The sequence below is a fragment of the Microcystis sp. LE19-131.1A genome (assembly GCF_027532015.1).
GTDB lineage: Bacteria > Cyanobacteriota > Cyanobacteriia > Cyanobacteriales > Microcystaceae > Microcystis > Microcystis ichthyoblabe_A.
Map to the genome: position 1 here is coordinate 1 of NZ_JAPZSS010000115.1, position 20,055 is coordinate 20,055.

Annotated in this window: 21 protein-coding genes; 6 read left to right on the forward strand and 15 right to left on the reverse strand. The window is 43.1% G+C overall.

Annotation, left to right across the window (positions count from 1 at the left end):
* Positions 1-473 precede the first annotated feature (473 nt).
* The 3 genes from psbH to glgB all read left to right on the forward strand — a co-directional run bounded on the left by psbH (position 474) and on the right by glgB (position 3,679).
* On the forward strand, positions 474-668 hold the full coding sequence (gene psbH, locus O9323_RS10150) for a photosystem II reaction center phosphoprotein PsbH (RefSeq protein WP_002736544.1): 195 nt from the start codon (positions 474-476) through the stop codon (positions 666-668).
* 104 nt (positions 669-772) lie between these two features.
* The gene (locus O9323_RS10155) at positions 773-1,021 is read left to right on the forward strand and encodes a TatA/E family twin arginine-targeting protein translocase (protein ID WP_002735474.1); all 249 of its coding nucleotides are present in this window, start codon (positions 773-775) and stop codon (positions 1,019-1,021) included.
* A gap of 378 nt (positions 1,022-1,399) precedes the next feature.
* Entirely contained in the window at positions 1,400-3,679 is a 2,280-nt protein-coding gene (glgB, locus tag O9323_RS10160) for a 1,4-alpha-glucan branching enzyme (RefSeq protein ID WP_002737827.1), read from the forward strand.
* A 362-nt stretch (positions 3,680-4,041) separates the two neighbouring features.
* Here glgB and O9323_RS10165 read toward each other — a convergent pair whose 3' ends face one another.
* Positions 4,042-4,443: a fasciclin domain-containing protein gene (locus O9323_RS10165; RefSeq protein WP_002736196.1), complete on the reverse strand. Its 402-nt coding sequence runs from the start codon at positions 4,441-4,443 to the stop codon at positions 4,042-4,044.
* A 54-nt stretch (positions 4,444-4,497) separates the two neighbouring features.
* On the opposite strand from O9323_RS10165, the gene O9323_RS22605 reads away from it, so the two are divergent.
* On the forward strand, positions 4,498-4,683 hold the full coding sequence (locus O9323_RS22605) for a hypothetical protein (RefSeq protein WP_002747899.1): 186 nt from the start codon (positions 4,498-4,500) through the stop codon (positions 4,681-4,683).
* Positions 4,684-5,121: 438 nt separating this feature from the next.
* Here the strand turns inward: O9323_RS22605 and O9323_RS10170 are convergent, their stop codons facing one another.
* On the reverse strand, positions 5,122-6,222 hold the full coding sequence (locus O9323_RS10170) for an alkene reductase (RefSeq protein WP_002755296.1): 1,101 nt from the start codon (positions 6,220-6,222) through the stop codon (positions 5,122-5,124).
* An 863-nt stretch (positions 6,223-7,085) separates the two neighbouring features.
* On the opposite strand from O9323_RS10170, the gene O9323_RS10175 reads away from it, so the two are divergent.
* Complete coding sequence (locus O9323_RS10175) at positions 7,086-8,651, forward strand: B12-binding domain-containing radical SAM protein (RefSeq protein ID WP_016516779.1); 1,566 nt, start codon at positions 7,086-7,088, stop codon at positions 8,649-8,651.
* A 112-nt stretch (positions 8,652-8,763) separates the two neighbouring features.
* Here O9323_RS10175 and O9323_RS10180 read toward each other — a convergent pair whose 3' ends face one another.
* The 3 genes from O9323_RS10180 to O9323_RS10190 form a co-directional block, all read right to left on the reverse strand.
* The gene (locus tag O9323_RS10180; RefSeq protein ID WP_149108129.1) at positions 8,764-10,608 is read right to left on the reverse strand and encodes an AAA family ATPase; all 1,845 of its coding nucleotides are present in this window, start codon (positions 10,606-10,608) and stop codon (positions 8,764-8,766) included.
* Between the two features lie 83 nt (positions 10,609-10,691).
* Positions 10,692-12,593, reverse strand: coding sequence for an ArsA family ATPase (locus tag O9323_RS10185; RefSeq protein ID WP_288125046.1), 1,902 nt, complete (start codon positions 12,591-12,593; stop codon positions 10,692-10,694).
* Positions 12,594-12,605: 12 nt separating this feature from the next.
* Positions 12,606-13,289: a GvpL/GvpF family gas vesicle protein gene (locus O9323_RS10190; protein ID WP_002755302.1), complete on the reverse strand. Its 684-nt coding sequence runs from the start codon at positions 13,287-13,289 to the stop codon at positions 12,606-12,608.
* Between the two features lie 92 nt (positions 13,290-13,381).
* On the opposite strand from O9323_RS10190, the gene O9323_RS10195 reads away from it, so the two are divergent.
* Entirely contained in the window at positions 13,382-13,714 is a 333-nt protein-coding gene (locus O9323_RS10195) for a gas vesicle protein (protein ID WP_288125047.1), read from the forward strand.
* Between the two features lie 123 nt (positions 13,715-13,837).
* Here the strand turns inward: O9323_RS10195 and O9323_RS10200 are convergent, their stop codons facing one another.
* The 10 genes from O9323_RS10200 to gvpA (O9323_RS10245) form a co-directional block, all read right to left on the reverse strand.
* Complete coding sequence (locus O9323_RS10200) at positions 13,838-14,101, reverse strand: gas vesicle protein GvpG (RefSeq protein WP_149108130.1); 264 nt, start codon at positions 14,099-14,101, stop codon at positions 13,838-13,840.
* Between the two features lie 14 nt (positions 14,102-14,115).
* A complete protein-coding gene (gene gvpF, locus O9323_RS10205) occupies positions 14,116-14,850 on the reverse strand; it encodes a gas vesicle protein GvpF (RefSeq protein WP_002755315.1) in 735 nt (244 codons plus the stop codon).
* A gap of 15 nt (positions 14,851-14,865) precedes the next feature.
* Entirely contained in the window at positions 14,866-15,339 is a 474-nt protein-coding gene (locus O9323_RS10210; RefSeq protein WP_002755316.1) for a gas vesicle protein K, read from the reverse strand.
* A gap of 172 nt (positions 15,340-15,511) precedes the next feature.
* Positions 15,512-15,652 (reverse strand): hypothetical protein, encoded by a 141-nt coding sequence (locus O9323_RS10215; protein ID WP_002773815.1) that lies wholly within the window; start codon positions 15,650-15,652, stop codon positions 15,512-15,514.
* Positions 15,653-15,715: 63 nt separating this feature from the next.
* Positions 15,716-16,024 (reverse strand): hypothetical protein, encoded by a 309-nt coding sequence (locus tag O9323_RS10220; RefSeq protein WP_002803843.1) that lies wholly within the window; start codon positions 16,022-16,024, stop codon positions 15,716-15,718.
* Positions 15,981-16,391: a gas vesicle protein gene (locus tag O9323_RS10225; protein WP_288125049.1), complete on the reverse strand. Its 411-nt coding sequence runs from the start codon at positions 16,389-16,391 to the stop codon at positions 15,981-15,983. The genes O9323_RS10220 and O9323_RS10225 overlap by 44 nt, the downstream gene beginning before the upstream one ends.
* 29 nt (positions 16,392-16,420) lie before the next feature.
* Positions 16,421-17,461, reverse strand: a complete 1,041-nt coding sequence (gene gvpN, locus O9323_RS10230) for a gas vesicle protein GvpN (protein WP_002755321.1) — start codon at positions 17,459-17,461, stop codon at positions 16,421-16,423.
* A 592-nt stretch (positions 17,462-18,053) separates the two neighbouring features.
* The gene (gvpC, locus tag O9323_RS10235; protein ID WP_002773808.1) at positions 18,054-18,593 is read right to left on the reverse strand and encodes a gas vesicle protein GvpC; all 540 of its coding nucleotides are present in this window, start codon (positions 18,591-18,593) and stop codon (positions 18,054-18,056) included.
* A gap of 266 nt (positions 18,594-18,859) precedes the next feature.
* Positions 18,860-19,075, reverse strand: coding sequence for a gas vesicle structural protein GvpA (gene gvpA, locus O9323_RS10240; RefSeq protein WP_002735503.1), 216 nt, complete (start codon positions 19,073-19,075; stop codon positions 18,860-18,862).
* Between the two features lie 328 nt (positions 19,076-19,403).
* Positions 19,404-19,646, reverse strand: a complete 243-nt coding sequence (gene gvpA, locus O9323_RS10245) for a gas vesicle structural protein GvpA (RefSeq protein ID WP_472408654.1) — start codon at positions 19,644-19,646, stop codon at positions 19,404-19,406.
* Between the last annotated feature and the right edge of the window lie 409 nt (positions 19,647-20,055).

The window sequence follows — 20,055 nt, forward strand, 5'->3', positions numbered from 1 at the left end:
CTGAAATGGGGCGAAAGTCTGTGGACTCTGTGTAAGACAGTACATGGTTTTTTAACTGTGGTATGCGACGGTGGTGGAAGCAGAAACTTAAATCGTGAGGTTTAGGAATCGCCGCACTTTTAGGGCGGCGAGGATGTCAACGTTGAAGTTCTTTCCCTCCCACCCCCGTTGATGCTTTTTACTACTCCCCTTCCTCTTAGTTGTAAAATACCTACACCTGTCAGTCCCTATTGACCATCTCCTAAATCCTGAGAAGATTACCAAACAATGTTAGAATAATTCCCGTACTGTAGGCGCTTGCAGATTCTTGTGGGCGTGGCAGGGCAGGCGAAAAACGATTCCGTTAGGAATTAAACCAAAAAAGTTCCACTGGCAACAGCAGTAGATTTTATCTCACTGGGTTGACCGGTTGGCAGTTCGTCAAATTACGGATCAATACAAAATTATCATTTACAGATCTTTCTTGGTAACTTATGGCACAGCGTACACGCTTAGGTGAAATCCTTCGTCCCCTCAACTCAGAATATGGGAAAGTTTCTCCCGGTTGGGGAACTACCTTGCTGATGGGAGTGTTTATGGCTCTGTTTTTAGTCTTTTTGCTGATTATTTTACAGATCTACAACTCCTCCCTAATTTTAGAAGGATTTAATGTGGATTGGGGTCAGTAAGCAGATTCCAACAATCTTGTCGGCATTTTTGGCCGCAGAATTGTCTCTCGGACTTTAGCAGGTGGGTTATTGCCCACCGCAAGTTTTTTATTAGGAGCAAACACATGAATATTTTTGGGATTGGATTGCCAGAAATGGGGTTAATTCTCTTGATTGCCCTGCTAGTTTTCGGACCGAAGAAATTACCAGAAATCGGTCGCAGTTTAGGCAAAACTATTCGAGGATTTCAAGAAGCATCCAAGGAATTTGAAAGTGAATTTAAGCGAGAGGCCCAGCAGATTGAAGACTCGGTAAAAATCAAAGCTGAATTAGAAGAAAGTCAATCTACTAGGGATCAAACTCGTTCCAGTTGACAACTTTGTAGAGATGTAGAGTAGGTCAAATTCGAGGCTATCCGCTAGATTAACATCGAGAATGACCAAATCGAGATTAAATTGGCAGTTTTACCATAGACCTCTTGTAAAAATCAAAAATTGTTGTTAGGGTCAGGAGTCGGTCGTCAGGAGTCGGTCGTCAGGAGACAGGAGATTATTTTATTTATTCTTCCCACTTCCCCACACCCCGCACCCTACACCCTACACCCCACACCCCACACCCTACCCCCACGAAAAACTTTTTCAGCAGACCCTAAGTAGGCAGAATATATCATTAGTTTGAGAATTCCCAGAAGGCAGGGAAAAAATGACTATTTCCTTGCTATAAGTATTGTAGATGTCAAGAGTGGTAAATGAATGTCTATAGTGGTATCCCCCGAACAAGTCCATCAAATCGTCAACAACCTCCATCACGATCCCTTTGAGGTTTTGGGGGCCCATCCCCTAGAAGAAGAAGGAAAAGTCAATAAATGGGTTGTTAGAGCCTATTTACCGAAAACCACGGCCGCCTGGGTTATTTTACCGTCCCAAAGACAAGAATATCCCATGACGACCGCTTATCACCCCCATTTTTTCGAGTGCGTTATCGATATCGGTGAACTGAACAATTATCAATTACGCATCCACGAGGGAGAACAGGAACGGGTAATCTATGATTCCTATGCCTTCCGTTCTGCCAAACTTAGCGATTTTGATTTACACCTGTTTGGGGAGGGCAACCATCATCGCATTTATGAAAAATTAGGGGCGCATTTAGCCGAAATCGAGGGTATTAAAGGGGTTTATTTTGCCGTTTGGGCTCCTAATGCTCGCAATGTCTCGATTATTGGTGATTTTAATAACTGGGATGGTCGTGATCACCAAATGCGGAAACGTAATAATATGGTCTGGGAATTGTTTATCCCGGAAATCGGTGTTGGCACTAAATATAAATACGAGATCAAAAATTGGGAAGGTCATATTTACGAAAAATCTGATCCCTACGGTTTTGCCCAAGAAGTACGCCCGAAAACCGCCTCGATCGTGGCCAATTTAGATAGCTATACTTGGGATGATAGCGATTGGATGGAAAAACGCCGCCATAGCGATCCTTTAACTCAACCGGTTTCCGTTTACGAATTACACCTCGGTTCTTGGCTGCACGCTTCTAGCGCCGAACCACCCCGTTTACTTTCCGGGGAAGGAGAAGCGGTTCCCGTGTCGGAATGGAACACTGGGGCCCGCTTTTTGAGTTACTACGAGTTAGCCCAAAAACTAATTCCCTACGTTAAAGAATTAGGTTACACCCATATCGAATTATTACCGATCGCCGAGCATCCTTTTGATGGTTCTTGGGGTTATCAAGTGACGGGTTATTTTGCCCCCACCAGTCGCTACGGCAATCCTGAAGATTTTATGTATTTTGTCGATCAATGTCACCAAAATGGCCTTGGTGTGCTAGTGGATTGGGTCCCCGGTCACTTCCCCAAAGATGGCCACGGGTTAGCTTTCTTTGATGGTACTCATCTTTATGAACACGGCGACCCGCGCAAAGGGGAACACAAGGAATGGGGAACCTTAATTTTTAACTACGGTCGCAACGAAGTCAGAAATTTCCTGGTGGCTAATGCCCTATTTTGGTTCGATAAGTACCATATTGACGGTATTCGAGTGGATGCGGTGGCTTCTATGCTCTATCTCGATTATTGTCGTAAAGATGGGGAATGGGTGGCCAACGAGTACGGTGGCCGGGAGAATTTAGAGGCCGCCGAATTCCTGCGTCAAGTCAATCATGTAATTTTTAGCTATTTCCCCGGAATTCTGTCAATTGCCGAAGAATCCACCGCTTGGCCGATGGTGTCCTGGCCCACCTATATGGGCGGTTTAGGCTTTAATTTGAAGTGGAATATGGGCTGGATGCACGATATGCTCGATTATTTCGGCATGGATCCCTGGTTCCGTCAATTCCATCAAAATAATGTCACTTTTAGTATGTGGTATAACCACAGCGAGAATTATATGCTGGCTTTGTCCCACGATGAAGTGGTTCACGGCAAAAGTAATATGATTGGCAAAATGCCGGGGGATGAGTGGCAAAAATTCGCCAATGTCCGGGCATTATTTAGTTATATGTTTACCCACCCCGGCAAGAAAACCATGTTTATGAGCATGGAATTTGGCCAGTGGAGTGAGTGGAATGTTTGGGGTGATTTGGAGTGGGGTCTTTTGCAGCATCAACCCCATCAACAGCTAAAACGCTTTTTCTCAGATTTGAACGCCACCTATAAGAGTGAACCTGCTTTATATACCCAGGATTTTGGTCAGGATGGCTTTGAGTGGATCGACTGTAGTGATAATAGTCATAGCGTCGTTTCTTTCCTGCGCTGGAGCAAAAATTGGCAGGAGTTTCTGGTGGTGGTCTGTAATTTTACTCCCCAACCCCACAGCCATTATCGCGTTGGTGTACCCCATCCCGGTTTTTATCAGGAAATCTTTAACAGCGATGCGGGTAAATATGGCGGTAGTAATATGGGCAACCTTGGCGGTAAATGGTCGGAGGAATGGTCCTATCATAGCCGTCCCTACTCGATCGATCTCTGTTTACCACCTTTAGGGGTTTTAGTTCTCAAAATCGGTCCTCATGCTTCTGGGGAATAGGTAAGCTTTTTTCAGTGATCAGTAAACAGTAATCAGTGAACTGAAAACTAACATCTGATAACTGATAACTGAGCTGCCATTACTGTCGAGATGGCTAATACTAAATCCGTTGAGTAACGCACAGAAAACGGGTTTCTCGGAGAAACCCGTTTTCTACTCATGTAATAGGCAAAAGGATCAATAGATAATCAGTCTTTAATAACAGGATTTAGTCTGAACAGGTACAGACAAGAAAGTGCAGAAAGTGGGCATTTTCCTCTGGCGAGCATTGGAACCATAAACAAGCAAAAGTATCTGTATATTTAGTTACTAAATAAGACAGATTTGCCCTAGATGCGGCCTAGGGAAAAGCCGGTCAAAAACTAACCCATCAGGATCACCGTATCGATGACGTGGATCACACCATTATCTGCCTCGATATTACCCGCGACCACCGTGGCATTTTTCACCTCAAAACCTTCGCTACAATCGACGGGAATCGGTGAACCCTCTAGAGAAGTCACTACAGCCAATTTTGCCAAATCTTCCTGCATATATTTGCCCGCAGCGACGTGATAGGTGAGAATTCGGGTTAATTGGGGGATATTCTGCACTAGGGTTGTAATCGTCCCGGGGGGCAATTTGGCAAAAGCTTCGTCGGTGGGGGCAAAAACCGTGAAGGGGCCAGGACTTTTTAGGGCATCCACAAGATTAGCCGCTTGTACCGCCGTCACTAGAGTTTTAAAATTATCGGCACTGACCGCAATATCGACAATATCTGCCATAAACTTAACTCAATCCCTTAAAAAAATTATCTATTTCAGATTTTAAACTCAATCTTGTGGCTCTTCTCGACTTTGTGTGATAATTTTTGCTTATGGAATCGTGAAATGTTGACGGAGAAAGACTTTTACGACTATTTTGCCGAAGAAACTATCAGTATAGGCTTCGTTTCCACACAGAAACCGGAAGAGCCATCTTGTCCCAAAGATCACTTTACTAAATTGTGTGTCAAAAGTTGGTAAAGTAGCCTAGTCTCATAAAATAGCAACCGACATAGGCTATCCTTACCTAATGCCTTAAAACTGGGTAACTCTTGGGTGACTTTGATTTTTTTCCCGGTTTTTTCGTTGCGAGTAAAATAGGTGTGTTTTCTGGGATTTAGCCAAGAGTTCTTAAGTTTAGCCATAGTCTCAGTTTTAGCGGGTTTATTCGGGCAAATAGTCACCATTGCCTGCTGTCCTTTAGTCAAATCTTTCTTAACATTTCAAACCCTTGTAGCACAAGGCTTTTAAGACTCGGTTAACAATTTGTAATATTCCTTGTTGACACCCTTACAAAACAAAGAAAAAACTGAAATCAAGTCAGGATCAGGGTTGGAGTGCTTACTGAAAAAATTGTTAAGAAAGATGCCTATAAGGGATAGGAGGGTGTCTGATAATTTTTAACGCCTACCTACTTAACTAGGGTTTATAACTGGGAAAATCGATATAACCTTCCTTGTCAAAAGAATACCAATCCTTCATCTCAGCATCGGGATTAAGAGGCCAATTATTGGCGAATCTTTCCACCAAATCGGGATTACTGATATAGGGGCGACCGAAAGCAATTAAATCCGCATCTCCTAACTGAATAGCGGCTTCAGCAGTTTCTTTTGTATAACCGCAATTGCCGATTAAAGCACTATTAAAAACAGCCCGAAACTCGGATAAAAGCATCGGTTTACCCTTTTCATGAAAACCAAAAGCCAAGCCATCTAGCAGATGCAAATAAGCTAAATTGTACTCATTTAATCTTTGGGCAACATAGAGAAAAGTTTCTCGAAAATCCTCGGAACCCATGTCATTATAAACCCCATTGGGAGACAGACGCACCCCCACCCGATGACTGGGAAAAACAGTTAAAATTGCCTCGACTATTTCCTGTAAAAAACGATAGCGATTTGCCAAACTGCCACCGTACTTATCCTGACGCTGATTAGTGGCCGATTGTAGAAAAGTATCGATTAAATAACCATTAGCCCCGTGAATTTCTATGCCATCAAACCCCGCTAATTTTGCCCTCTGAGCGGCTTGACGGTAATCGGCGACAATTGCGGGGATTTCCTCGGTTTCTAAGGCTCTAGGGGTCTCGTAGGGCTGTTTACCTATGGGTGTATGCAACTCCCCCTTAATCTTAATTGCGGAAGGGGCAACTGGTAAAGCCCCATTTTCCTGAAAACTCGGATGAGAAGCGCGACCACAGTGCCACAATTGACAAAAAATTGGTGTTCCTTTTCTTTGGGCGATTTTAGTCACCATTTGCCATGCTTGCGCTTGTTCATCGGTGTAGATACCGGGGGTATTTTGCCAACCGTTAGCTTGGGGAGAAATTACCGTCGCTTCTGTAATCATTAATCCGGCGCTGGCCCTTTGCCGGTAATATTCGGCCATTATCTCATTAGCAAGACGTTTTTCTCCGGCTCGCGCTCGCGTCATGGGAGCAAGCACAAGACGATTTTCTAGGTTTAAATCTCCCAATTTAAATTGACTTAAAAGAGCCAGGGAAGTAGTGAAGGAAGTCATCGAATTTGCCGATAGAGAGTTTAGGTTAATTTTACCGCAATGAGTTAAAACCAGACAATCGCACCCAAGGATGATTGATTTTCTGGCTATCTGCGAGATTGTTCCTCTGCTAAGGGAGGAGAATTAATCGGATCAACTAGCTGAATATAATTAATATTGGTCATAAATCTGACTATAATTACAAGTTATTTAATTTATTCATCATCCAAAATTAAAGAGACAGAAACTATATTTTCTGGTAGTTAAGTCATGATGGTTCGGTATAAAATAGTGTAATTACGCTTATGTTTATCTGACCAGAAATAGTCATTGTCGAGATGTCTAGTAACTGGTGTTTTACCGATCAAATAGACTTCCTAGTGACTGAAACGAAACCCTTACTATTCGGTGCTTGCGAATTTTAAGAGGGTTTTTCAGAATCAGCATTTTTGGCTCTTCGGTTCGTGTTATGCAATGGACGGGAGTTATAAGGGATGGAACCCTTATAGAGAAAGGCATTTAGCAATTTTTGTCAATTGTTTTTTATCTAGAGCGAACTAATCAATTAAGTCTCTTGCCAGATAAGGATTTAGTCGATTTATGCCCCCCTATCGAACCATAACAAGTAACGAAGAGCTGCATTTTTTAGTAAACCTACCCAACAATACCCAAAAGATCCAAACAGCCTCTAGAACGCATTGATAAAAATGGGAAAACACGGGTTTTTAGCAAGCATCGTGCATTCAATTGTGCTAATCTCCAAAAAATAGCTATTTTTTCACAATTTATTTAGAACTAATTTATGAGTAAAAAAAAAGTCTTGATCGACTTGGGCTTTGTGGCTAGTATGTAAAGCATCTAGCTTCTTCATTGGAGACACCTGAATGAAAGCCCTATTACTGTGGCCGCTGATGCCCAACTCCTTTTGGTCCTATCAAGAGACTTTAGATCTAGCCGGTTTAAGATCAACCAATCCGCCTCTGGGTTTAATTACGGTGGCAGCTCTGTTACCATCGGATTGGGAAATCCGGTTTGTTGATCGCAATGTCCGATTAGAAACGGCTTCCGATTGGGAGTGGTGCGATTTGGTCATCATCTCCGCCATGATCATTCAGAAAAAGGACTTTCAAGAATTGATTGCCAAAGGGTTGCAGTTGGGTAAAAAAGTGGCGGTGGGCGGGCCTTACCCCACCTCCTATCCAGAAGTTGCCCAAAAAGCTGGAGCAGATTACCTGATTCTGGATGAAGGAGAACTGACAATCCCGCTGTTCCTGGCAGCCCTGGAGCGGGGTGAACCGAGTGGTGTCTTTAGAGCCAGTGAGAAACCCGATGTCACCATGACACCGATCGCCCGCTATGATCTACTAGATCTGGATGCCTATCTGGCGATTACCGTGCAGTTTTCTCGGGGTTGCCCCTTTCAATGCGAATTTTGTGACATCATCAACCTCTATGGCCGCAAACCGCGCACCAAAACCCCAGAACAAATGTTGGCTGAGTTGGAGACGTTATATCAACTGGGCTGGAGGCGCTACATTTTTGTTGTGGATGACAACTTCATTGGCAATAAGCGGAATGCCAAGGTGTTTCTGCGGGAGTTGATCCCCTGGATGGAGCAACACCAGTATCCCTTTAAACTGATTACGGAAGCTTCCCTTAATCTGGCCGAAGACAGCGAACTGATCGAGCTAATGGTCAAGGCCGGCTTTATGCTGGTGTTTATGGGGATTGAGACACCAGATACCGATAGCTTAATGGGCATTAACAAGGTTCAAAACACCCGCCAATCCCTGATCGAATCCTGTCACAAAATTACCCGCATGGGGCTGCAGATTATGTCTGGCTTCATTATCGGTTTTGACAATGAGAAACCAGGCGCAGGGCAGCGGATCAAAGATTTTATTATGGAGGCAAGTATTCCCCAAGGGCAGTTTAGCCTGCTCCAGGCACTGCAAAATACTGCCCTGTGGAATCGCCTGCAACAGGAAGGTCGTCTGGTGGATGGCATGGGTACTTTCCATCAGGGAGCGATGATGAACTTTGAGCCAACTCGCCCGGTGGAAGAGATTACCGAAGAATACATCGATGCTTTCTGGGAAATCTATGATCCTGTTAACTACCTGAAACGAACCTTCAACCATTTCATGATCATGGGGGGATGGCGCGGCAAATCGAACCGTAAATTAGATGGGCAACAGTGGCAATTGTTCCGCTCCTTGCTCTGGCGGCAGGGGATTGTCCGACCGACGCGCTTCCGTTTCTGGTGGCAACTGGCAGTGATTGCCTGGGTCAAACCCCGTCTGCTAGAAGAGTATCTAGCAACCCTAGGGATAGGTGAGCATTTTTTTGCCTATCGCTATGAAGTAAGAGAACAATTACTAAAACAACTAGCCGATTTGAAGCAACAGAAAGCAAGGGTAGCCCAGCTGGAAAAAACGCTCAAAAGCTAGACAATAGCACCGACGAACAGTCAATGCAGACATTTTGGCGAATTTTTCTTTTGTACAATAGTTTTCCTGAGTTGAGATTCTCCCCCCTTACTTAAAGTAAGGGGGAAAAAAATCAATTGGCACGCTGTTCAACCAACAGTTGATAAGCATGATTAAAATCAGCCGTTGTAATGCGAATATCAGCCGGGTCAGTCATTCCCTGATGGCGATAACGACGAATTGCCATCAGTGCCGCTTGGTTACATAATAACGCTAAATCTGCGCCATTCCAGCCTTCCGTTGCCTCGGCCCAATAGCCTAAATCCACATCCTCTAAAGGACGTTCATCATTATGGACCCCGAGAATTGCTAAACGACTAGAGGCATTGGGTAAATCAACTTTTAACTGTAAATCTAACCGTCCCGCTCGCAATAAGGCTGGATCTAAGGCATCTGGGCGATTAGTGGCTCCAATCACTAAAATCGTTGCCGCCGTTTGCAACCCATCTAACTCCGTGAGGATTTGTCCCACAACCCGGTCACTCACTCCTGAATCTCCACTATAACGACCTCTTGCCGGTGCTAAAGTATCAATTTCATCAATAAAAACCACACAAGGGGCTGCCTGACGAGCTTTGGCAAACAACTCACGCACTGCCTGTTCACTGGCCCCCACCCATTTACTCAAAAGCTCAGGTCCATTAATACTGATAAAATTAGCTCGCGCCTGAGATGCCACCGCTTTGGCCAATAAGGTTTTTCCCGTTCCGGGAGGACCCCAAAGTAAAATACCTTTGGGAGCTTGGGCTTTGGTTTGCGTATATAATTGCGGATGGAGTAATGCCCCTTCCACGGACTCCTGTAGGGTTTGTTTAATCTGTTCAAGTCCGCCAATATTGTCCCAGGCCACATGGGGAGACTCCACTTCCACAGAGCGCAATACCGCCGGTTTAACTTCTTTAAGGGCTTGCAAAAAGTCGGCTTGGACTACCGTCATTGTTTCTGGAATTCGCGAGTCAATCGTAGGAACCTGGCGCCGCAAAGCACTATAGGCCGCTTTCTGGCAAACGGCTTTTAAATCTGACCCGACAAATCCCACCGCGTTATCGGCAATCAGATCTAAGGAAACTGATTCATCTAGGGGCATGGAACGGGTGAGAATTTGCAGGATTTCTAAACGGCCCTTGCGGTCAGGCACCCGAAAGAGGACTTCTCGGTCAAACCGTCCAGGGCGACGGAGGGCAGGGTCAAGATGGTCGGGACGGTTTGTCGCCGCTAGAACAATCACCCCCTGGCTTTGGGCAAAGCCATCCATTAAACCCAACAATTGGGCTACCAGTCTTTTTTCTACTTCCCCTTCAACTTTACTGCGATCGGGTGCCATGCTATCAATTTCGTCAATAAAAACGATACAAGGCGCATTCTTACTGGCTTTCTCAAAAATTCCCCGCAGTTTTTGCTCAGCCTCCCCATAATATTTGCTGATCACCTCTGGTCCGACTAAGGCAATATAGTTAACACCGAGTTCTTCGGCCAAAGCACGGGCAGTCAGGGTTTTGCCGGTTCCAGGGGGGCCGACTAAGAGAACGCCGCGAGTGGGTTCAAGTCCTAACTTGGCCAATAAGTCGGGGCGTTTCAGAGGAATGGCAATTAGTTCCTTGAGTTCTTTGATCACTTCCGTCAAGCCACCAACATCTTTCAGGGAAGCCGTGGTCGGTTTTTCGGGCGGTGTCACACTGTCTTCAACCCCTGAATCGTTGGGGGTATCGCGATTGCGATTAACCTCAAAATCATCCCCACCAGAATTGTTCGGGCGAGAAACTCCCCCTGAACGGGGAATACCGCCAGCACGGGGGATGTTACTCAAGGGACGAGAGTTAAACTGCACTTCGGTTTTAATTTCCCCTTTTTCCAGTTTTTCCTCTAAGGTTTTAGCCAGTTCGACTAATTGCTCAAAGCCTTTGAATAGTTCTACCATAAAATTTCTCCTGAGTCAAGTGAAGGATGGGGACTGGGTAATAGATGGGGTTAAGAAGTCAGACTTGATCAGACTAATTACCTTTAAAATAACAGATCTGCCGCGCCTTTTACCCGGGCTAGAGGTTCTACTGATCGGGGTAAACTGGGTAAGCGGATCAAAGTTTGATCTGGGAATAAATCCCGATCAATTTCCTCATTAGCATGATAACGATTCTGCACGACGTAACGTTGATAGACTCCCTTTTTTTTCAAAGATGCTGTCAATCGCAGTTGTTCGGCAACGATGGCATCTTGGGCTTGCAAAACTCCAATAAATTCTGTATGTTGGGGGTCTTTGAGTTTTTCCTGGGCAGACATCACCTGTTGTCTTAAGATTCGCAATCGTCCCATTAAATTTACACGCCCTAAGACATCTTTATACTTCATCCAAAGCTTAAAAATCCAACTTAACCAATCTCCTAAAGCCGTTGGCATTTCTAAAAATCGCAGGAGATGACCGGTAGGAGCCGTATCTAAAATAATCAAATCTTGTTGTTTCTGGTCTAATAACTCCATTACTTTTACTAGGGACAACATTTCATCAATTCCTGGCAGAGATTGAGCGACAATTTGCCGCCAAGCTTCTGGAGTATAAGCTAGTTTGATGTTCCCCTCTTCCTTACCTTCTCCACTAATCATTTCTGCCAGTTCCCATAAATAATCATCCCGAAATTTTTCTAAAATGATATTAGCATCAACTTCTTGACCACTTAAATTAGCAGTTAATTGTGTGGATTGATGTCCTAACTTTGTCCCAAAGGCATCTCCCAAAGAATGAGCCGGATCAATAGAAATAATTCTAATTTTTTGCTGGGGATGACTATTAGCTAACGCCCAACCAATGGCCGCGGCAACGGTGGTTTTTCCCACTCCCCCCTTGCCACCAATGATAATGAGTTGGCGTTTGTCGTCAATAAAATCACTAAAACTCGGCAGAATTTTTTGCGGCCATTGAATAGGAGGCGGGGCCATAAATTCTACTTTTTCGATAATTTCAATTTGACTCATGATCTGATCTAATGCTTCACCTCCTAGGGGTTCTTTTGCCTGTTGGGGCAGGGTGAAAATTGTTTCTTGACCTGGAATTTTTAGGAATTTATCGAGGAGTTGCTGTTGCTCACTGTAGCGATCTAAATTTTGATTAGGATCCGTTAGAATGCGATTAATAAATAATCTGCCGCAGGGAATATTTAAGTGATGCAAACTATTGAGTAATCGTTCGGTTTCTAATAAACTCATCGGTTCGGCAATTGCCACAATTAAACAAAGGGTAAAATCCCGATCTTGTAGGATTCGTTTGCCTTCGGTTAATTCTGCTTGTGTTTTGACTAAAAAGTCATCCACATCATCGGCATTGTAGGTTTTTGAAAAAGTTTGCGAAATAACACGATGTTTTTCTTGAAACAACTCTAAAGAATTTAAAATAATCTCTAAAAAGTCTTTAATCCCCAATAAATTCAAGGTATGACCAGAGGGAGCCATATCAACAACAATTCGATCTACAACATTGTCAATAAGTAATCGCTGAATTTCTAATAGACCCATAATTTCATCTAAACCTGGCCAGTCTAAATCCCAAACAGGAGTTAAATCTTCTCCTTCAACAAAACTGCCCCGTTCTACTAAAAGTTCTAAAAATTTTCCGTATTTTTCTTTAAATTCTAAGAGCAATTTTTCCGCATCTAATGCCCTAACTTTTAAGTTGGGTAAGTCTTTTACAGGGGATGCTTGATCGCTAACTTCTGTTTGCAATACATCCCCTAAAGAATGAGCAGGATCGGTTGAGATTAACAGGATTTGTTCCTCGGGAAATAATTTAGCCCAACGGCGAGCAAATCCACAGGAAAGGGTGGTTTTTCCCACTCCTCCTTTGCCACTAAACATAACTAAATGTCGAGTGTCATAGCAACTTAGAGCGTTATTTACCAAGTTAAAGTTAGTCATAGAGAAATCAAGTTAAGTAAAGTGATAGGGGGGAGAAACTTGTCCTAATTGTAATTGCCAACGGGGGCAAGCTTTCTGCCAATGTAAAACTTGCTCGATTAGTAAAGGTTCTTCTTGAAAATCAACTAAAAGATAAATTCGTGATTCTGTCCCCGGAGCAGTAATAATCCTCGTTGACGGATAGCTTTGGGTCACTAAATGCCCGAGATTTTGCCATTCTGAACCTTGCAAAGTATAAAAATCTTGTTGGGCTTCATAAAGCTGTTTTTTGGCTAAAAAATATTGTCTGCCCTTGCTTTCAGAAGAGAGTACAGGCTCCTCTGGCTTACGGGGAATACATTTTAAAAGATATTCTCCTTTTCCCTCAAGTTCTTCAATTTTTTCTTGATATTCTTGGCCATGAGAACAAAGATGAGTCAGTAAATTTTCTGTCTCTAAAAAAGATGTGCCAAAACGTAAGGGTAAAATAGTGGTTTGTTGAAATAATTCACAGATGACTCGATCATGACATAAAACCGATTGAATCAAGCGTTCATCATCATTTTGTAAAGTGTCTAAACCAACTTCGGGTTCGACTACGGCCGAGAGAGAGCCAACAGTTATCAGTAACAATGGGTTAGCCATTCCAACGGGTAATTTTAGGCTTTCTATGGGGGTTTTCAAAAAAGCGTAAGTATATAGATTGTACAATTTCATAGGGTTTACCAAAAGAAAATTGACGATTTTTTACAAATTTTTATATTGGGGCGTTGATATGCTAGAATATTCTAAGTTATTCAGGGATTGTTATGACAACCACTCGTCCACCCAGACCAATTAGATCTAAAATTAGCACCATGCCTCGGAAACAATCTGAAGCAGATCACCAACTTGAGCTTTATAAGTTAATTACTGAAAAACAACGTATCCAAGAAAAATTAGAAATGATGGAGCGGCAGCTTCAGCAATTAAAAAATTGTCTCACGTTTGTGACAGAGCAAATTGAGACTACAGAACAAAGTATTCAAAATTTGCGTACAGCCAACCCTCCTAGTGTAGCTAAAAAACCTGATTCCCCCAAAACTGTTGCTCACTCCTCTAATAATTCCAGTAATTTCCAAACTTTTTACCTAGAATATTAAGGCTTAACCAAGGGCTAGTTCTGACCAAGCTTCAACGAGTTCTCCAGCTTGTCAAATCCGCCCTTACTAAGCTTACAATCTGTGATTTTGTTCATGATCTATGTGGTGGGAAATATTGCAAGTTTAGAGAGAAGATTCAGATTCGTTTTCTGCCTCTTCTTCTTCTTCTAAGGCTTGAATTTTTAATAAAAGTTCTTCTTCCTGAATTTCAAACTCCTCCTCAGAAATGTTGCCCATATCGTAAGATAGTTGTAAGGATAATAACAATTTGTGCAAATTTTCCGCCTCATCATATTCTATATCTGCACGCTCTTGAATTTTCTCCCCAATCCAGATCAGACCCCCAATAGGACCGGTAACAGGAAAAAATAAAAGATCGAGAAACATAACTAATACTCTCCTTAGATAAGTTGGGCAAAGGTATAGGGTGCAGTTAAATTGTTATAGCGAATCCTTAGGCGATCACCAAACTGCTGATCGATCGCTTCAACGTTTTGGCTAAATTCTGGCTCTTGCTCCCAGGGAATTAAATAAGCTGCATTGTAAATCATGTCATCCGTCATCGGATCGCTTTCAATCACCTCTTGGGCGCGATGATTTAATTGGTCTCTAAAGACTTGAATAATGTCTTGTTTCCGTTGCAATACAGTAGCTTCAATGAGTTGACCTATATGGATAATTTCTTCCATATTTAAGTTTTTCCCCATCATCGCATCCCGTTCTTGTTTTAACTTAGGATTAGACTCCAAAGCCGCTTGTAATTCCCACTTATTATCCCAAAAAATCTTAATGCTAACCTCTCGTTGTCCTGACAGTTTAGCAAATAATTCTTTCAGTTGGGTTTTATAGGGAGTAATTAGTTGTTCGGTGACGGATTCCCAGGTTTTGATAACTAAGCCAAACCGCAGGGGCAACAACGTTGTAAACCCTGCTTCCATGACAGTTTCTAATACTTTTTCATGGCAAATTAAATAGCGACGGGATGCCAAATACTTCTCTTTATGAGCAGCGGAGTAGAGAAAACTAAAACCATCAATCATCTCACTGTGAACCGGCTCATTATCAATCCCTTGCAAAACCAGTCCGTCAGGAACTGGTTCGGGAAATATGCCATACAAATAAAGACCCACTGTCATCAGTATTCTCCCAAATTAAACCGGCTGAGAAGTTAAAACCAAACGAAGCTTGAGGTGAATTAGATCTAGTTGAGCTAAACCCAGATCAACATTTCCTTCCACAACAACTCCTGTATTGAGAAGTCTATCCACTAATTCTAACACAGAGGGCTTAACACCCTCCTTTCCGGGATAATAACTCCCTGCTTCCGGTAAAAGAGTGCCAAACTCTCCTAGGTGGACATTTAACTCTTCTGGCTCAACCTCAAAAATTTCACACAAATGGAGAACTTGTTCTTGCAATTTTTGGATACTTTCTGCAGCTCTATCTAAATCAGACTCACTGAGAACCCCTTTTTCCATTCGGCGAATGATTTGGGCTTCGAGCAATTGGCGTACCAGTTCCACAACAGTTAACAGTAAAGGGGCTAAACCAGCTTGGCTATTACTTTCTGGAGGGGTCAGCAAGGCTTGATTATCAGAATCGTAAGGTGTGCAAGCAAGGGTCATGGTTGGAGTTGGTAAATGAGGAGTTCTTAAGGGTGAGTCTCTAGTGGGAGGCTTGGCCAAGAAATTTTATCTGAGGGAAAAAATGATGTAATTAAACAATTTCAACCTTCCCGCTGCCCTGTGAAGATTCTGGTGACGAATTTACCCGACAGGAGGAATGTGCTTGATTATTTTAACTGGTATCATGGCCCTCGATTGCCTCCGATTGAGGTAGGAATTTTAAGGCTTGAAGTTCAGCTGCCGGGGTTTCTGTTAATAAGGCTTGGGATTGGCTACAGAGATAGGAGCCGCTTTCCCACCCATTAATTGCCATCTCCCTTGCTCTATCAACAGAGGCAATCGTTAACTGCTGTAAACTTCTTGACCGTTTGAGGATTCAATTGAGGAATTTCAATATATACGAGGAATGTGCCTGATCGTTGGGACTGCCATCACGTCTCTCCATTACACTCCATTTGGTTAAGGATTTTAAGGTTTGAAGTCGGCGTGAAAGTTCCAGGTTTTCTGCGAATAAAGCTTGGCCTTGGCTAGGGAGGTAGGGATAACCTTGCAAGCTGTTAATCGCAGTTTCCCTGGCCTTATCAAGGGGGGCAATCGTCTCGTGTAAATTTCCTAACCTTTGAGGATTCAGGTGAGGAATTTCACGCATTTGAGGGATGTGCTTCATTGTTCGGACTGGTATCATGGCTCTCCATTGCAGTCAATTGGGTTAAGGATTTTAGGGTTTCAAGCTCAGTTTCCAGGGTTTGGAGTCGGAGCGAAAGTTCCCGATTTTCTGCTAGTAAAGCTTGGGATTGGCTATGGAGGTAGGGGTCTCCTTCCCACCAGTTGATCCCCATTTCCCTGGCTTTATCAACAGAGGCAATTAACAAACGAATGCGGATATTTATAAGTTCAGTGGAGGCGATCGAAACGGAAATATCGCCGGCAATTACAATTCCTTTATCTAAAACTCGTTCGAGTATATCCGCTAAACTCGAACCTTGAGTTGCTGTTTTTAGGGAGTTGCTTGACTGGTTTTTGAGCGAGCCAGCAAAAGTGGAAGAAGTCACGGTTGGTTTCACTCAATAAGAGTATAAAATTAGTCTTTTCGCTGGGGCAAGTTGCCTCGCAGTAAAGATTGAATGGCTTTTAACGATTGATTTCCTGTCGAAGGCTCAGGAGTTGACGCTTGGGCATCGGAAGGCTCCGTTTCCTCTATAAAGGATAAGGATTCTAACGGATTGTCCTCGAGGATTTCCCATAAAATCGCTCTTGACTTATCAACAGATAAATTGGTGCGGGACAACAGAACATCGGCGCAGATATCACGGAAGTCCGAGTCAGAGGAATCGGCCGCAATATCGTGAGAGGCGCAGACTTTAGCAATCATTAAACAAGAGCGCAAACCCGACGTTTTTTCAGTCGCAGTTTTCACACGAAAGGTTTTGACAAGGTTGACAATAAATAAAGCATCTTCTCGACCAATTCCCGTTTTTTGAGCAAGAATTTCTGTCTGAGTTAGTTGGTCTGGTTCAGGCATATTGATAGTTACCAACCGATCCATTAAAGCATCTTGGGTGGCATGAACCCCACAGTATTCTTCTGGGTTGGAGGTGAAAATTGCCCGAAACTGAGAATTGACTTGTAGGTAATCGGGTTGATGGCTAGTGGGGGGCAGGGTGAGAATTTTTTCTTCCAAGGCAGAGAGTAAAACGTTGTTGACCTCAGGCCGAGAACGATTGAACTCATCATAAACTAGGGTAAACCCTTCTCGACAGGCCATTGTTAACCGAGAATCCACCCAATTGTGTTTTAGCTCGTCTTCAACCTTGAGAACGCTGTGGATATAGTTATCCATCAGTTTTTTATGGGTGTAGCCAGACTGGCTACCAATTAAATCGGAACTGGTAAAGTCATCATCGCCAAAGATTAGCATCACAGGTCTGGCTAAACAATTGGCCAGGTGCATTGCCAAGGTGGTTTTTCCCGTTCCTGCCGGACCACATAGATGGATGGAAAAACCAGCGTTTAGATAACGTAAGGCGCGAGTGGCAACTTGATCAATCGAAGGCGTAACAACAAATTGACCGGGGCGAAGGCAGAGGACGGATCTTCTTGTTTGAGTTTCAGTAAATGTCATAGTTGAAGTCTAGTAAATACCATTAATAATCCCCGCCTTGAGCGGACGGGTATTCTTGAGCTAACAATTGCCCGTTCAAATCTACCCTTAATAACCGATTAGGCAAAATCGTCTTCGGCTTTTAAGGCTTACCTCATAATATATAATACCCCAAAAGATCAGGAAGTGTCATCAATTACCTCTAGAACCTTGATTCTGAAGGTATTTTTAGGATATTCATTAGCCAAGGGGCTAAGGGGCTACAATTCTTGTATAGATTACTTTTCAAGACTTAAACAATGAAAAGCCCAGATGCAGTCCTTTTCCCTTACCTCCTTTGTCAATAAAAAACTACTAATCACGACATTAACTATAGACTGAGTGAAGCTTTATCATACTTTTTAATTTACCAGAGACCTAGAGCGGACTAAATGGGAACCCAACACTACTAGGTTGAGTCTAGGAACTTGGAAAAGCAGGATCAGCATGGTAGGTTGAAAACCAAAGGCTTATTGTTTTATTCTCAGATAGTCCTCTAGTTTAGCCAGGAAAAGGGACTAGAGGGTTTTTACTCTAGCCCTAGGCTTAAGTTGGTTGGAATTAACCTAGAGATTTATTTGCCAAAAACGTAGATAGACAAATCTTGACGAAATTGACGCAATTCGTCTTTTAGCTGTTTCGCTTCAGCTAAACGTCGTTCTTGAAATTGACTTAAATCCTCTTTCAGCTGTTTAGCTCGATCTAGATGCTGTTGACGTAAGTCGTTCGCCAACTGTTTCGCTTCAGCTAAACGTTGTTCTTGGAATTGACTTAAATCGTCCTTTAGCTGTTTGGCTCGATCTAGACGCTGTTGCCGTAAGTCGTTGTCTAGATGTTTCGCTGCCGCTAAACGTTGTTCTTGAAATTGACGTAAATCCTCTTTTTGCTTTTCCGCTTGAGCTAAACGCTGTTTTTGGGTAGCTGTTAAAAACAAGTGGCTTTCCTGTTGAACTTTTTGGAAAGACTGACGCAAGGCAGTTGCCTGTTCTTGCGCTTGTTTTTGTCTTTCAGTTTTAACATCCGACAAAAAAGCTTGGACTTCTTGCGAGAGTTTAGCTACCTCTCCAGCAATCGATAAACGCTCCTGGCGGAACTTTTCGATGAGAGCAGGCATGGGGTTGTCCTCAATTACTAAATACTATGGAATGGATTAGACCCAATCACCCGCTAGGAAAACCTTCACGGGGACTGGGGGAGAGACAGTAGAGTCCGACTTTTCTTATCACCCCAAAGTTGAGATAGTGAACTACCCTATCAATTATAGACTATTGCGCCCCAAGAGAGGGGTAACTAAACTCAATAGGGATTAAAGAAAAGCCGAGAATCTAGAAAACCTGGTCGGGTTTTAACTGAGCAGATAGGAGAATCTGGGATCAATCCTTAAGCAGGAACCGCTGCAGATTGAGTCAGACCAACAGCTTCAGCATATTTGAGGTAGGTTTCAACCGAAGCGATAACTACACGAGCTTCAATCGCTAATAATTCGATTCCGACGAGAGATACGCGAGCCCAAGCATCAATAACGATACCTTTATCAAGGATACGATCGATAACTTCAGCTAAGCTAGAGGAAGAGTTGGTTTTTTCGACTGCCATGGTAATAGACCTTGTTTGTTAGTTGTATAGAAAGTGTACAGTGCTGATCCCAAAGTTGATATATCGAGCTACCGCATCTCAGGGGCGCGGCTTCCTAGCCCAAGAATGACCTTCTATTCCGAAAAATAGTGAGTCTCACACTCTGGTGATAGGGGGTAAACCTAGCTGCAAGGGTCAAAACACATTTGCCGTGCCAACCTTGTCAATCATAGAGCACTACGCCCCAAGAGAGGGGTAACTAAACTCAATAGGGATTAAAGAAAAGCCGAGAATCTGGAAAACCTGGTAGGGTTTTAACTCAACCGATGGGAGAATCTGGGCTCAATCCTTAAGCAGGAACCGCTGCAGATTGAGTCAGACCAACGGCTTCAGCATATTTGAGGTAGGTTTCAACCGAAGCGATAACTACACGAGCTTCAATCGCTAATAATTCGATTCCGACGAGAGATACGCGAGCCCAGGCATCAATAACGATACCTTTGTCAAGGATACGATCAATAACTTCAGCCAAGCTAGAGGAAGAGTTAGTTTTTTCAACTGCCATGATAATAGACCTTTTTGTTGTTTTCATAGAAAGTGTACAGTGCTGAAGTCATGGAGGATTCAGAAATCCATTCGGTTTTTCTTCCTTCATCACTTCCGCAATTTGAAGAATAACACCTTTATTTTGTCGTTGTCAATATCTAATCTCGATTTTTTTTGTTAAGAAATGTACGATTCTTTAGTTAAGAAATGTAGTCAATTCTCATTTTTGGGGTTAAGAAATGGAATCAATTCTCAGAAAAGGCGCACCTATGCTTTCATTATTAAGCGATCGCTGGCTCTGTCCAATGTCTTACAGGGAGCATCCCACTTTTGCAATAAGCAATTGTACTTAGATGCGAAATACTTATATGGCAAGCCTTTTCGGGAGTTCATAGATTTTCAACGGTTCTCTAAATTGTGTGATTGGAACCAGAATCGTTATTACAAAAGCCTTC

Bases quoted from the DNA above. Each gene is read 5' to 3' on its own strand.
- psbH (WP_002736544.1), top strand. From the start codon at position 474: ATGGCACAGCGTACACGCTTAGGTGAAATCCTTCGTCCCCTCAACTCA.
- O9323_RS10155 (WP_002735474.1), top strand. From the start codon at position 773: ATGAATATTTTTGGGATTGGATTGCCAGAAATGGGGTTAATTCTCTTG.
- glgB (WP_002737827.1), top strand. From the start codon at position 1,400: ATGTCTATAGTGGTATCCCCCGAACAAGTCCATCAAATCGTCAACAAC.
- O9323_RS10165 (WP_002736196.1), bottom strand. From the start codon at position 4,443: ATGGCAGATATTGTCGATATTGCGGTCAGTGCCGATAATTTTAAAACT.
- O9323_RS10170 (WP_002755296.1), bottom strand. From the start codon at position 6,222: ATGACTTCCTTCACTACTTCCCTGGCTCTTTTAAGTCAATTTAAATTG.
- O9323_RS10175 (WP_016516779.1), top strand. From the start codon at position 7,086: ATGAAAGCCCTATTACTGTGGCCGCTGATGCCCAACTCCTTTTGGTCC.
- O9323_RS10180 (WP_149108129.1), bottom strand. From the start codon at position 10,608: ATGGTAGAACTATTCAAAGGCTTTGAGCAATTAGTCGAACTGGCTAAA.
- O9323_RS10185 (WP_288125046.1), bottom strand. From the start codon at position 12,593: ATGACTAACTTTAACTTGGTAAATAACGCTCTAAGTTGCTATGACACT.
- O9323_RS10190 (WP_002755302.1), bottom strand. From the start codon at position 13,289: ATGAAATTGTACAATCTATATACTTACGCTTTTTTGAAAACCCCCATA.
- O9323_RS10195 (WP_288125047.1), top strand. From the start codon at position 13,382: ATGACAACCACTCGTCCACCCAGACCAATTAGATCTAAAATTAGCACC.
- O9323_RS10200 (WP_149108130.1), bottom strand. From the start codon at position 14,101: ATGTTTCTCGATCTTTTATTTTTTCCTGTTACCGGTCCTATTGGGGGT.
- gvpF (WP_002755315.1), bottom strand. From the start codon at position 14,850: ATGACAGTGGGTCTTTATTTGTATGGCATATTTCCCGAACCAGTTCCT.
- O9323_RS10210 (WP_002755316.1), bottom strand. From the start codon at position 15,339: ATGACCCTTGCTTGCACACCTTACGATTCTGATAATCAAGCCTTGCTG.
- O9323_RS10215 (WP_002773815.1), bottom strand. From the start codon at position 15,652: ATGGCAATTAATGGGTGGGAAAGCGGCTCCTATCTCTGTAGCCAATCC.
- O9323_RS10220 (WP_002803843.1), bottom strand. From the start codon at position 16,024: ATGATACCAGTCCGAACAATGAAGCACATCCCTCAAATGCGTGAAATT.
- gvpN (WP_002755321.1), bottom strand. From the start codon at position 17,461: ATGACATTTACTGAAACTCAAACAAGAAGATCCGTCCTCTGCCTTCGC.
- gvpC (WP_002773808.1), bottom strand. From the start codon at position 18,593: ATGCCTGCTCTCATCGAAAAGTTCCGCCAGGAGCGTTTATCGATTGCT.
- gvpA (WP_002735503.1), bottom strand. From the start codon at position 19,075: ATGGCAGTCGAAAAAACCAACTCTTCCTCTAGCTTAGCTGAAGTTATC.
- gvpA (WP_472408654.1), bottom strand. From the start codon at position 19,646: ATGAAAACAACAAAAAGGTCTATTATCATGGCAGTTGAAAAAACTAAC.